The sequence below is a fragment of the Novosphingobium indicum genome (genome assembly GCF_014645195.1).
GTDB classification, from domain to species: Bacteria; Pseudomonadota; Alphaproteobacteria; order Sphingomonadales; family Sphingomonadaceae; genus Novosphingobium; species Novosphingobium indicum.
In genome coordinates this window covers 237594-249856 of record NZ_BMLK01000004.1, presented here as the reverse complement: position 1 = coordinate 249856, position 12263 = coordinate 237594, and the positions used below count along the sequence as shown (strand labels likewise).

General features: G+C 61.4%; 15 protein-coding genes. 6 read left to right on the top strand and 9 right to left on the bottom strand.

Going from position 1 to position 12263, the window contains the following annotated elements:
• Positions 1–13 precede the first annotated feature (13 nt).
• Together IEX64_RS05840 and tgt are read left to right on the top strand one after the other, a co-directional pair.
• Positions 14–1045: a DUF481 domain-containing protein gene (locus IEX64_RS05840; RefSeq protein ID WP_188818735.1), complete on the top strand. Its 1032-nt coding sequence runs from the start codon at positions 14–16 to the stop codon at positions 1043–1045.
• Positions 1046–1064: 19 nt separating this feature from the next.
• Positions 1065–2189: a tRNA guanosine(34) transglycosylase Tgt gene (tgt, locus tag IEX64_RS05835; protein ID WP_188818734.1), complete on the top strand. Its 1125-nt coding sequence runs from the start codon at positions 1065–1067 to the stop codon at positions 2187–2189.
• Positions 2190–2256: 67 nt separating this feature from the next.
• On the opposite strand, the gene IEX64_RS05830 is transcribed toward tgt, so the two are convergent.
• The gene (locus IEX64_RS05830; RefSeq protein ID WP_188818733.1) at positions 2257–2484 is read right to left on the bottom strand and encodes a tautomerase family protein; all 228 of its coding nucleotides are present in this window, start codon (positions 2482–2484) and stop codon (positions 2257–2259) included.
• 173 nt (positions 2485–2657) lie between these two features.
• On the opposite strand from IEX64_RS05830, the gene IEX64_RS05825 reads away from it, so the two are divergent.
• Complete coding sequence (locus IEX64_RS05825; RefSeq protein ID WP_188818732.1) at positions 2658–3368, top strand: winged helix-turn-helix transcriptional regulator; 711 nt, start codon at positions 2658–2660, stop codon at positions 3366–3368.
• Positions 3369–3535: 167 nt separating this feature from the next.
• The gene (locus IEX64_RS05820; protein ID WP_229710090.1) at positions 3536–5533 is read left to right on the top strand and encodes an alpha/beta hydrolase family protein; all 1998 of its coding nucleotides are present in this window, start codon (positions 3536–3538) and stop codon (positions 5531–5533) included.
• Positions 5534–5542: 9 nt separating this feature from the next.
• Here IEX64_RS05820 and IEX64_RS05815 read toward each other — a convergent pair whose 3' ends face one another.
• The 8 genes from IEX64_RS05815 to rpiB form a co-directional block, all read right to left on the bottom strand.
• Positions 5543–5749, bottom strand: a complete 207-nt coding sequence (locus IEX64_RS05815; protein WP_188818731.1) for a hypothetical protein — start codon at positions 5747–5749, stop codon at positions 5543–5545.
• A gap of 135 nt (positions 5750–5884) precedes the next feature.
• Complete coding sequence (gene rpsD / locus IEX64_RS05810; RefSeq protein WP_188818730.1) at positions 5885–6499, bottom strand: 30S ribosomal protein S4; 615 nt, start codon at positions 6497–6499, stop codon at positions 5885–5887.
• A 221-nt stretch (positions 6500–6720) separates the two neighbouring features.
• On the bottom strand, positions 6721–7149 hold the full coding sequence (locus IEX64_RS05805; RefSeq protein ID WP_229710089.1) for a GFA family protein: 429 nt from the start codon (positions 7147–7149) through the stop codon (positions 6721–6723).
• A gap of 32 nt (positions 7150–7181) precedes the next feature.
• Positions 7182–7919: an RNA methyltransferase gene (locus IEX64_RS05800; RefSeq protein WP_188818729.1), complete on the bottom strand. Its 738-nt coding sequence runs from the start codon at positions 7917–7919 to the stop codon at positions 7182–7184.
• A complete protein-coding gene (gene nrdR, locus IEX64_RS05795; RefSeq protein ID WP_188818728.1) occupies positions 7912–8388 on the bottom strand; it encodes a transcriptional regulator NrdR in 477 nt (158 codons plus the stop codon). Before nrdR ends, IEX64_RS05800 begins: the two co-directional genes overlap by 8 nt.
• Before the next feature lie 33 nt (positions 8389–8421).
• Positions 8422–8649 (bottom strand): hypothetical protein, encoded by a 228-nt coding sequence (locus IEX64_RS05790; protein WP_188818727.1) that lies wholly within the window; start codon positions 8647–8649, stop codon positions 8422–8424.
• A 4-nt stretch (positions 8650–8653) separates the two neighbouring features.
• On the bottom strand, positions 8654–9952 hold the full coding sequence (gene glyA / locus IEX64_RS05785) for a serine hydroxymethyltransferase (RefSeq protein WP_188818726.1): 1299 nt from the start codon (positions 9950–9952) through the stop codon (positions 8654–8656).
• A 19-nt stretch (positions 9953–9971) separates the two neighbouring features.
• Entirely contained in the window at positions 9972–10409 is a 438-nt protein-coding gene (rpiB, locus tag IEX64_RS05780; protein ID WP_188818725.1) for a ribose 5-phosphate isomerase B, read from the bottom strand.
• Positions 10410–10772: 363 nt separating this feature from the next.
• Here rpiB and IEX64_RS05775 point away from each other — a divergent pair, with 363 nt between their 5' ends.
• A complete protein-coding gene (locus tag IEX64_RS05775; protein ID WP_188818724.1) occupies positions 10773–11423 on the top strand; it encodes a hypothetical protein in 651 nt (216 codons plus the stop codon).
• On the top strand, positions 11420–12256 hold the full coding sequence (locus IEX64_RS05770; protein ID WP_188818723.1) for a hypothetical protein: 837 nt from the start codon (positions 11420–11422) through the stop codon (positions 12254–12256). The genes IEX64_RS05775 and IEX64_RS05770 overlap by 4 nt, the downstream gene beginning before the upstream one ends.
• The last annotated feature ends 7 nt before the right edge of the window (positions 12257–12263 follow it).

Below are 12263 nucleotides of genomic sequence, written 5' to 3'. Positions count from 1 at the left end.
GTAACACCATCGCATGACGAAGCGTCCCCCGGTCCTCGCCATTTTCATTCTGTCCGCGCTAGCCGCACCGGCCCAGGCTCAGGCCCCCGACGAACCGGTGGTCTCTGAGGTCGAGGAACCGGTCGGGCCGCTTCGTGTGGAAGCGCCGCCTTTCATCGATCCCGTCCCGTTCATCGCTGCAGAACCGCCAAGCCTGTCCAGGCCGGTGAAGGCGATGATCGAGGAAGCCATACGCCGCGACGATTCGGAAATGCTGGCTGCCGTCGTGAAGGTCGCTCTGGCCACGCAGCCCTACGACAAGGCCGAGATCCGCGCGATGCAGCGCGCCTATCTCGACCGCAAGGCGCAGGCCCTCGCGCAGCGTACCAGGGAGGAGACGGAGCGCATTCGCAATTCCGGCGTGCTTGAACTGTGGGCGGGCCAGCTGGAACTCGGAGCCTTCCGGTCGACGGGCAATACCAGCAACTTCGGCTTCACCGGCGCCCTCAAGCTCGATCGCAAGGGGATCGACTGGGAGCACACCGTCCTCCTCAACGCCGATTATCAGAAGGATTCGGGCAAGATTACGCGTGAGAAGTACGGTGCCAGCTATCAGCCGCGCTACACGTTGCGCGACGGGTTCTTCACCTATGGCCGGCTCCAGTACGAAAAGAACCGTATCCAGGGCATTGACGATCGCTATTCGCTGTCCGGCGGTCTGGGCTACCGGGTCCTGAAACGCCGGAACATGAACCTGTCGGTCGAAGCGGGCCCGGCGGTTCGACACACGGACTTCGTCACCGATCCGACGGAAACGACGTGGTCGGTACTGACTTCGTTCGATTTCGACTGGAAAGTGAACGGAACGCTCAAGCTGACGCAGACCGCCTCGAGCTACGTGGGATCGGACGACAGCACCTTCACCTCGCTGACCGGGCTCGAAGTCGGGGTGGCGAAGGGACTGAAGACCAGGATGTCCTATTCCATCGCCCACGAAACCTCGCCGCCGATCGGCGCGCTCAAGACCGACACGATTTCACGGTTCTCGCTGGTCTACGGCTTCTGATTTCTCTAACGGGCGGTCCATGAATCCCCGTTTCGACTTTCAGATCCACGCGACCGACGGCAAGGCGCGTACCGGAACCATTCGCATGCGGCGCGGCGAGATCCGCACCCCCGCCTTCATGCCGGTGGGCACAGCAGGCACCGTCAAGGCCATGAAGCCGCAGGATGTACGCGCCACCGGCGCCGACATCATCCTGGGCAATACCTATCACCTGATGCTCCGCCCCGGAGCCGAACGCGTCGCGCGGCTGGGCGGGCTGCACAAGTTCATGAACTGGGATCGCCCGATCCTCACCGACAGCGGTGGCTATCAGGTGATGAGCCTGTCCGACCTGCGCAAGATCACCGAGGAAGGCGTGACCTTCGCCAGCCATATCGATGGCTCGCGCCACCACCTGACGCCCGAGCGGTCGATGGAGATCCAGCGCCTGCTCGGCTCGGACATCGTCATGTGCTTCGACGAGTGTCCGAAGATCGACCAGCCCCGCGACGTGATCGCCCGGTCAATGGAAATGTCGATGCGATGGGCCAAACGCAGCCGCGACGGTTTCGATAGTGGCGGCGAACATGCGGACGCTTCAGCGCTGTTCGGTATTCAGCAGGGCGCCCTCGACCAAGGCTTGCGCAAGACCTCCGCCGATGCACTGACCGACATCGGCTTCGACGGCTACGCCATCGGCGGGCTCGCCGTGGGCGAGGGACAGGAGGCGATGTTCGCCACGCTCGATTTCGCGCCCGGCCAGTTGCCGGTGGACCGGCCGCGCTACCTGATGGGCGTCGGCAAGCCCGACGACCTCGTGGGGGCCGTCGAGCGCGGCGTCGACATGTTCGACTGCGTGCTGCCAACCCGCTCTGGCCGCAACGGCCAGGCCTTCACCTGGAACGGCCCGCTCAACATGCGCAACGCCCGCCATGCCGAAGACACGGGCCCGATCGACGAGCGCTGCGCGTGCCCGACCTGCGGGACCTATAGCCGGGCCTATATCCACCACCTGATCCGCTCTGGCGAGATCCTCGGCGCCATGCTGCTGACTGAACATAACATCTCGTTCTACCAGCAACTGATGCAGGGCATGCGCGACGCCATTGCCGAGCAACGGTTTGCTGCCTTTGCTGCGGATTTTCGCAGGGATTATCTGCGCTAGCGCGAGGACGAAACAAGAAGGGGCCTGCGTCGCAGACCCCTTCGGAATGTCCGTTTTCCCGGATGCGTCAGGCTGCGACAGGCTGTCGCTGCATGGCATGGACGTCGGCTGCATGAAGCGTCTGCCCGCCGATACCCCAGTCGCCCTGTTCGACTTCCACAATCCGCACCCAGGTGACGCCGCGAAGGGCTTCGCCTTCGATGGACACCATGGTGTCCGTCACCTTGGTGATGATTTCCTGCTTCTGTTCCGGGGTGAAAACGTCCTTGATCACGTCGATGGTTACGAGCGGCATTGATAGTCTCCTCTGTTTTTGCGGTGCCGGGCGTCCGGCGCTGAGGAGACATTTGCGCGAATATGGTCCCTAAGTTTAGTTCACCGTTTGAAGGAGAGCGCTACAGAAGTTGTAGTAACGCACTACAAAAAGTGTGATGTTGTGGGCAGCAATACAAAATGGGGAAGCGGGAAATGCAGTACGGCCAGTTCTGTCCGATTGCCAAGGCTACGGAAATCCTTGGAGAAAAGTGGACGTTCCTGATTTTGCGCGAACTCGTCATGGGCGGTCGTCGCTTCAACGAGCTGCAACGTGGTCTTGGTGACATTTCTCCGGCGCTGCTGACGGCCCGCCTTAAATCGTTTGAAGAACAGGGGCTGGTGGTCAGGCGAAAGATTTACGGGCAACGCTCCTACGAATACTGGCCGACCAAGGCATGCACCGAATTGCTCCCCGTGCTCTCTGCGCTCGGCCAGTGGGGGCTGCTCTATGCCCGGCACAACACCATCGATGCGGACCTCGATGTCGAACTGCTCATGCTCTATCTGGAACGCAGCGTCGATCCCACCGAGATGATCGGCGACCGGAGCATCATCCAATTCAAGTTTCGCGATCTCAAGCAACAGCAGGACTGGTGGCTGCTGATCAACGACTGCAACGTTGATCTGTGCATCACAGACCCGGGCAAGGACGTCGACGTCTATTTCACCTGTACGGTGCGCACGATGCACGGCGTTTGGATGGGGGACCGATCCTATCGGGAGGCGATCGGATCAGGCGATCTCGTCGTGCAGGGAGAACCGGGTTTGCTGAAGAACATTGGCAACTGGCTGAAGCCCAGCGTGTTTGCAGAAGCTCCACGCGCGCCACTGCCGCAGGGTATTGGGGCGATGGCTGCCGGGTGATTGCATTCCGGGGTGGCGATGAAGAGGGCGCTCTTGATGTTGTTGCGCTCAGAACCCCGTAACTTCGGCGTCCATCATCCACGATGAAATTGCTGTAACCCTTTCTACGAGCTTGAATTTCAGAATTTGGCCCCACTAGGATGGACTATGCATAACAGGGGCAATTCATGACAATTTCGATCAGGGCCATGGCTTTCAGTCTCGCCGTGGCTGGTATGGCATCCGCGGTATCAGGGGCCGATTCGGACGATATGGCGGCGCGCTTCGGCGCACTCGAAAGTGCACGGCAGATCAGCATGTCGCCGTCCGGAAATCGCATCGCGATCGTTTCGCCTGTCGGCTCGGGAAGCGGTGTATCCGTTATCGATCTGGCATCGGGAAAACCCCCGATCAGGGTGCTGCACGAAAACGACAGTGACCAGGACATCTCGAACTGTTCATGGCCGACCGATGATCGCCTGATTTGCCGGGTCTTCATCCAGGGCACCGACCGGGAAGGGTACAAGTACACATTTAGCCGCATGATGGTCTTCGATCACGACGGTGGCCATGCCAAGGTTCTAACCGATACGGGGGGTATACGCTCGCTTGGGTTTACCTGGAGCGGTGGCGGGGTCATCGACTGGAATGGCGGAAAGCCAGGCACCATTCTGATGCAGCGCGAGTACGTGCCGGAAAGCACGGCTGGCACCCGTATTGCCAGCAAGCTGGAGGGGGTCGGGGTTGAACGTGTCGACGTGAACAGCCTTGGTAGGGTCAATGTTGAGCGACCGCGCACTGATTCGTCACAGTTCATTTCCGACGGCCGCGGACACGTCCGCATAATGGGCGCCTCGAAGCACGACAACTTCGGGTACCAGCAGGGCAAAGTCGAGTTCTACTATCGCAAGCCCGACGACGACAGTGAATGGCTGGAACTGTCGACTGTAACCGATGCAGCGGATGGCTCGTGGACGGGATTCAATCCCGTCTCTGTCGATCCTGATCAGAACGTTGTCTATGGCTTCGACGATAACGAGGCTGGACGCCGGGCGGTCTACAGCGTCAAGCTCGACGGCACCAGGCAGCGTAAACTGATCCTGGGCCGTGATGATGCGGATATCGATCATCTCATCAGCATCGGCCGTAGTGAGCGGGTCATCGGTGCCAGCTATGCAACCGACAAGCGGTTTGCAGAGTATTTCGATCCTGAACTGGGGAAGCTGGCGTCCGCACTGGTCAAGGCACTGCCCGGCTTCGCGCAGATCGACTGGGTCGATGCCAGCGAGGATGAGAACAAGCTGGTGTTGCTGGCGTCGAGCGACGTGAAGCCGGGAACATTCTACCTGTTCGACAAGACCACCCATCGCTTGGACGAGGTCATGCCGCTTCGTCCTCAACTGGCAGACGTACCGCTGGCAACCATGAAGCCCGTCACGTTCCCCGCATCGGACGGCACGCAGATACCCGGCTACCTCACTTTACCGGTAGGTTCCGACGGGAAAAATCTTCCCGCCATCGTGATGCCGCATGGCGGTCCCTCGTCGCGCGACGAGTGGGGCTTCGACTGGCTGGTGCAGTTCTTCGCTGCGCGTGGCTATGCTGTACTCCAGCCAAATTACCGGGGATCATCCGGGTATGGTGCGGACTGGTACAAGAAGAACGGTTTTCAGTCCTGGCGTACGGCCATTGGCGACATCGATGATGCGGGGCGCTGGCTGGTCTCCGAAGGTATCGCCCAACCAGACAAGCTCGCGATCATCGGCTGGTCGTATGGCGGCTATGCGGCACTGCAATCCGGAGTCACGGAGCCGGGGCTTTACAAGGCGATCGTGGCCGTTGCGCCTGTTACCGATCTCGAAGAGCTGCGGGAAGAGAGCAAGCACTACGTGGATGAAAAGCTAACCAGTGCGTTCATCGGCGAGGGGCCGCATATCGAAGCCGGATCACCGGCCCGTCACGCGGACAAGATTACCGTACCGGTTCTGCTTTTCCATGGCGAAGAGGATCGCAATGTGGATGTCGAAGAATCGCGGCTCATGGACAAACGACTGAAGGAAGCCGGCAAGTCCGTGGAGTACATCGAGTTTCCGGAACTGGCTCACAGCCTGGTCAGTGCCGATGCACGGACGACGCTGCTCTCGAAGAGCGATGCCTTCCTGCGGAAAACGCTCGGTATCAAGTGATCCGGAAGATCAGGCGGTCAGTTCGAGCTGGCCGCCAGTTTTTACCGCCTGCCTCTTCTCGCAAACCTCGAGCTCGGTGTGCACATAGGCCACGAAGCGGCCCGTGCGCGTGTCGAGGTAGCCGGCGCCGATTTCGCACGCGTGCTGCTGCGCGGTTTCGAGGTCGGGGTACCATTTTCCGGCGCGGTGAGGGGTGACGAAACGATAGCTTGTCATGGTGCTTGCCTAATGCCCGCCGACTGCGTCGGTTCCCTGACAAACATCAAGAATCATGTAATTTTCTGCGACGCTTAACACGAAAAGGGCGGCCCCGAAGGACCGCCCTTTCCTGAATACCGTAAGGTACCGAAATCAGCGCGAGTAGAACTCGACCACCAGGTTCGGTTCCATCTTCACCGGGTAGGGCACTTCGTCGAGCGTCGGAACGCGAACGAAGGTCACCTTGTCGGTGCCGTCGGTGGCAACGTAGTCGGGGATCTCGCGCTCGGGCAGGGCCTGGGCTTCGATCACCAGCGCCATTTCCTTGGCCTTGTCGCCGAGGCTGATGACGTCACCGATCTTGATGCGGCGCGAGGCGATGTTGCACTTCACGCCGTTGACGCGGATGTGGCCGTGCGAAACGATCTGACGGGCAGCGAAAATGGTCGGCGCGAACTTGGCACGGTACACGACCATGTCGAGGCGCTGTTCGAGCAGGCCGATCAGGTTCTGGCCGGTGTCGCCCTTCATGGACGAGGCTTCCTGGTAGGTGCGCTTGAACTGCTTCTCGGTCACGTCGCCGTAGTAGCCCTTGAGCTTCTGCTTGGCGCGCAGCTGGATGCCGTAGTCCGAAAGCTTGCCCTTGCGGCGCTGGCCGTGCTGGCCCGGGCCGTAGCTGCGGCGGTTCACCGAGCTCTTGGGACGGCCCCAGATGTTCTCGCCCATGCGGCGGTCGAGTTTGTACTTGGCGCTCTTGCGCTTCGACATAAGATGTCTTTCCGTTCTGCTTGCCGCGCTATCACCTTGATGCGCGATCCCTAGTTTCCCGGGGCGCACCATCCAGCCCTGTTTCGCTGGATGCGGCCGCCGCTTCACCGGGGTGCGGGGCCGAAGGAACGATCCTGTCGATAAAGGCAGGCGTCCTGTGAAGGGCTGCCCCTTACGGTGTGGAGCGCAGGAGTCAAGCAGGAATCCCCGGAGCAGGCGGTTCAGGCGCTGCCCGGCAGGCCTGCAAGTTCCGGCACAGAAGCGAGATCAATGTCCCAAGCCGCTCTGTCGGCGCAGCAGATATGGGCGTCGGGACGCCGATCCAGCGGTGTGTCTATACACCCGGCGGGCACCAGCACAGCCGCTCCATCCATTTGCGTGCCGGGCAAGCCCGACCCACAGGTTGGGCAGAAGCTGCGTTGGTGACGCGTGCCGGGAAGCTGATAAGTCCGGACCCGGTCTTCGCCCGTAAGCCAGATCAGCGCCGCCGAAGTGGCGAACAGATTGGCAGCATGCGCCGATCCGGTGTCTTTGCGGCAGCGTGCGCAGTGGCACAGGAAAAAGCCGTCGCAGTCACCCAAAAGCGTGAAGGTTATGGCGCCGCAGAGGCAAGAGCCGTCTATCGATTGGCTTGTGTCGTCTTTGGCCACGTCTTCCCTCTTCGCGTCGGGCAACAGCGATCTCAGCCCCGAGGACGCTTTTCCTTCTCCAGCGTCGAGAGAACGCCGCGCAAGGTGCGGACTTCGAGATGATTCCAGCCGGGTTTGGTCAGCAGATTGCGCAAGGTCAGGCGGTTGGCCTCGGCGCGGGTTTCAGGCCAGAAGTAGTTCTTCTCTTCCAGCATGCGCTCGAAGTGGCCGATCAGGCCTTCCAGTTCCTGCTGCGGGGCAGGGGGGAGCAGGTCTTCGGCGGTAGGCTGTGCCAGATCCGCATGCTTGCTCCATTCATAGGCGCACAGGATCACGGCCTGGGCAAGATTGAGCGATGCGAACTCCGGATTGATCGGTACGGTCAGGATGGCGCGGGCCAGTGCAACGTCCTCGGTCTCCAGCCCCGATCGTTCGGGCCCGAAAACGTAGGCGGAGCGGCTCGCAGTGGTCTGGCTCGCCGTGTGGATCTCGCGTGCGGCTTCCTCCGGCGTGACGACCGGCTTGGTCACACCGCGCTTGCGCACGGTCGTGGCATAGACGTGCGAGCAGTCGGCAACGGCTTCAGCAAGGCTCTCGAAGACCTGCGCCTTTTCCAGCACCACGTCGGCGCCCGATGCGGCAGGGCCTGCCGAGGGATTGGGCCAGCCGTCGCGCGGGGTGACGAGGCGCATTTCAGTGAGCCCGAAGTTGAGCATCGCGCGGGCCGCCTTGCCGATATTCTCGCCTAGCTGCGGCCGGACGAGGACGATGACGGGCGTGTTTTCAGTCATTGCCGATCTCGTTCGCGGCCACGTCCTGTAATGTACCTGCGAACTCCTCGAAGTCCTTGGCCTCGTTGAAGGAGCGGTAGACGCTGGCAAAGCGGATGTAGGCGACGGAATCGAGCTGGCGTAGCCCGTCCATCACCATTTCGCCGATCGCCAGCGAGGACACTTCCGCCTCGCCACTGGTTTCGACCTGGCGCTGCACGCCGGAGACGAGCTGGTCGATCTTCTCCCGGTCGATCCCGCGCTTGCGGCAGGCGAGCGTTACCGACTGCTCGATCTTCGCACGGTCGAACGGTTCGCGGGCATCATTGCTTTTCACCACGGTAATCTCGCGCAGTTGCACGCGTTCGAAGGTGGTGAAGCGGGCGCCGCAGCTGGTGCATTGGCGCCGCCGCCGGATCGCGGTGTTATCCTCGGTCGGGCGGCTATCCTTAACCTGCGTATCGTCGTTGGCGCAGAACGGACAGCGCATTCAGGCAATCACTCTCTTGAAAAAGGTGCGGCCTCAGTCGGGCCGCACGCGTTTGTAGAACTTGTAGCCCGCGCCGGCAGCCAGACCCAGCCCGACCGACACGACCGGCAGCATTGCCCCGGCTACAGCCCCCAACGCGCCCCATGCCAGCACCGGCTTGGTCGAAGGATGGCGCATGCCATCCTGCAGCATTCCAGCAAGTTCCTGGCGCGCGTCGTAGATGAAGTCACCAGTGTCGTTGGGGCGGCGGGGGTCGGTCATGATGTTAGTCCTCGTAGATCGGGAATCGGTCACACAAGGCTTCAACGCGCGAGCGCACATTCTGCTCCACCTGGGCGTCGCCGGATTCGCCGCACTTGGCGAGACCGTCGAGCACGTCGGCGACCATGTTGCCGATCTCGCGGAATTCTTCCGGGCCGAAACCGCGAGTGGTGCCGGCGGGCGATCCGACGCGGATGCCGCTGGTCTTCATCGGCGGCAGCGGGTCGAAGGGAATACCGTTCTTGTTGCAGGTGATGCCGGCACGCTCAAGCGCCTCGTCGGCGTCCTTGCCGGTCACGCCCAGCGGCGAGAGGTCGATCAGTGCGAGGTGCGTATCGGTGCCGCCCGAAACGATCGCGGCGCCACGGTCCTTGAGGGTGTCGGCAAGAACCTTGGCGTTCTCGATCACCTTGGCAGCGTAGTCCTTGAACTCGGGACGCAGCGCTTCGCCGAAGGCAACGGCCTTGGCCGCGACGACGTGCATCAGCGGGCCGCCCTGCAGGCCGGGGAACACCGCCGAGTTGATCTTCTTGGCCAGCTTTTCATCGTTGGTCAGGATCATGCCGCCGCGCGGACCGCGCAGGGTTTTGTGCGTGGTGGTGGTGGCGATGTGCGCGTGCGGGAAAGGCGAGGGGTGCACGCCCGCGGCGACGAGGCCGGCAAAGTGCGCCATGTCGACCTGGAACAGCGCGCCGACGCTGTCGGCGATTTCGCGCATGCGCTTGAAGTCGATCACGCGCGGATAGGCGGAGCCGCCGGCGATGATCAGCTTGGGCTGGTGTTCCTTGGCCAGCGCCTCGACCTCGTCGTAGTCGATCAGGTGCGTGTCCTTGGTCACACCGTACTGAACGGCATTGAACCACTTGCCCGACAGCGCCGCGCGGGCGCCGTGGGTGAGGTGGCCGCCGGCATCGAGGCTCATGCCCATGATGGTCTCGCCCGGCTTGACCGTTGCGAGCAGCACCGCACCGTTGGCCTGCGCGCCCGAGTGGGGCTGGACGTTGGCGAATTCGCAGCCGAACAGCTCCTTGGCGCGTTCGATGGCGAGCGTCTCGACTTCGTCGGACGGCTCGCAGCCCTGGTAGTAGCGCTTGCCGGGATAACCTTCGGCATACTTGTTGGTGAGCACCGAACCCTGCGCTTCGAGCACGGCCTTGGAGACGATGTTTTCGGACGCGATCAGCTCGATCTGCTTGCGCTCGCGCTTCATCTCGTGGCCGATGGCCTTGGCAACGGCGGGGTCGCTCTGCGCGATCGTTTCGGTGAAGAAGCCGGCGGAACGGATGGCGGTTTCAACGGTCATGTGCGGGGACCTCTTCGGATCAGAATGCGGGGTTGGTGAGCTTTTCGACGCGGCCGGCGTGGCGGCCTCCGCCGAACTCGGTGGAAAGGAACGCATCGAGGCAAGCCTTGGCCATGTCGACGCCGGTGAGGCGCGCACCCATGGCGATGCAGTTCGCATTGTTGTGCTCGCGGGCGAGCGCGGCCGAAAGCGGCTCTGAGACGAGCGCGCAGCGGCAATCGGGATTGCGGTTCACGGCCATCGAGATGCCGATGCCCGAACCGCACAGCGCCACGCCGTACTCGGCGGTGCCGTCGGCCACGACCGAGGCGAGCTTGTAGCCGTAGTCGGGATAGTCGACCCGGTCGGCGGTCTCGGGGCCGAGATCGGCGACTTCATGGCCGTTTTCGATGAGATATTCGCGCAGTTCGGCCTTGAGGTCGACGGCGGCGTGATCGGAGACAATGGCAATGCGCATGGAAAGGGGGCCTGTCCTTATGCGGGAGTCGTTTGCGCTCCCCTTAGTCATGACTGCGCCGCAAAGCGAGTCCCGGCAGGGGCGCTATTCAGCGTTCGGTGGCGGGGCGGCGTAAGTTTTCAAACTTTGTCCAAAGCGGCCATGGCGTGTTTCTGCGAAGTCGCCATTTTTCAAAGCCCTGGGGCAGCGATATCGTTACGCTGCAAAGGCAGTTTTTCGACGGCGAGGATGGACGGTTCAAAGAACAGGGCAGACAGATGCCGCGCGCAGTTTGGCAGGTGGAAGGGGAGTAGGAAAATATTTGGGCGGATTCGCTGCCTTTCGCGAGTCATCCGGGTTGCTCATTGATACGTGGAAATCACGTTGGATCGGACAACAAGCGATCCTCCAGCAGCCGACGAAATATCCTCCTGTACAGGTAAGAAATACGCGATACATCCGTCGGGTATGAGGATATCCAACTTCAAGTGCGCAGCGTTTATCGCGCTGGTTGCTATGCTCCCTGCAGCTCCTGCGGGTGCGCAAGATCCATTTCCCCTCATTGATCCAGCGACTTTCTCGCTGCCGTCTGTGACGCTGCCTTCTGATCCGGTGGAGCGTGAGAAGGTGCTTGGGGACGGCTACAAGTTCTTTTATTTTCACAAGTCGGGAGTGAGTTTCGACAAGGCCTATGCCGATTTGCGGGAATGCCGCGCGCATCTGACAAGGACGAGCGCGATATTGCTGCCTGATTTTATTCCCTTCGGAGAAGAAAGCAGCAAGCCGGTGGCCTCGACGACGAGCCCCTATGGCCTGGTGGGCGCGGCAATGGCGGCAATCATCCTGCCCAAGCTTGATCGCGGACTGGAGAACAACAAGCTGCGCCGCTGCATGGGGACGCGAGGATATGCGCGTTATGCGCTGTCCGAAGAGACATGGAAAACGATCAACACCGGAGAGGAGGACCAGGTTGTCGCCATGCAGGCAAAAATTGCTGCCGGGCCGCGTCCCGATCAATCGGAGGTGGTTCGATGAAGAGTGTATCGATTGTCTCTGTCGCGCTTGGGGCGCTCGCATTAATGCTGACGCATTCCACCCCGTTAGCTGCCCGTGAACCGGATGGTGTAGCGGTGCATGCGACGGCACCGACCGTGCTCGACCCAGCCAAGGCCTATTTGCTCTATCGCGCCAGTACGGCCAAATCAGGCATGTTTGCGATAACTCATGTCATGGGCCGAATTCCTTCGGACGATGAGATGGTCGCCTTTCTTGCAGCGCGGCAGCAGGCCTATGAGAAAGAACTGCCCAATCTTCGCAAGAAGGCGAAGAACGGACCGGTGCCAACCGTCGAGAATTTCGGGTTCAGTTATGACGGCCCGTCCAACGCCTTCGCACTGCCTGTGAAAGATTTTGCCGAAGACGGCGAAATGCGCACCTATCTCGTGGAAGTTCCACCAGGTACGTACGTTTTCTATGGCACAGCGGTTGGCACGCGAGCGCTGACGAATTGCAATTGCTTGGGTACAGTCAAGTTCGCTGCGCAGCCCGGAGTGGTGACGTTCCTTGGTTCGCTCTATGCGGACAAGGTGCATAAGCCATCGCCCGTTCCCAATCTCGAAGACAACCTGGGCGAGCAGATGTTCCAGTATTCATTCATTCTTGGCGCGGCAGTGGTGCCGGCCGATTTGGATACAGTCGTGCCTCAGGTCGCCGCTGGATTGCCACTGGCACGCGCCGAATATCATGCCGTCGGTCCATTCCTCCAGCCCGGGGCAAGCTGGATCAACCGGTTGGCGCCGGTTCCGGGTGTGTTGAGCTATTCGGAAGGCAAGGTTGTGGATGTTCGTACCGGAAAAGTGCTCGAATAACGGCATT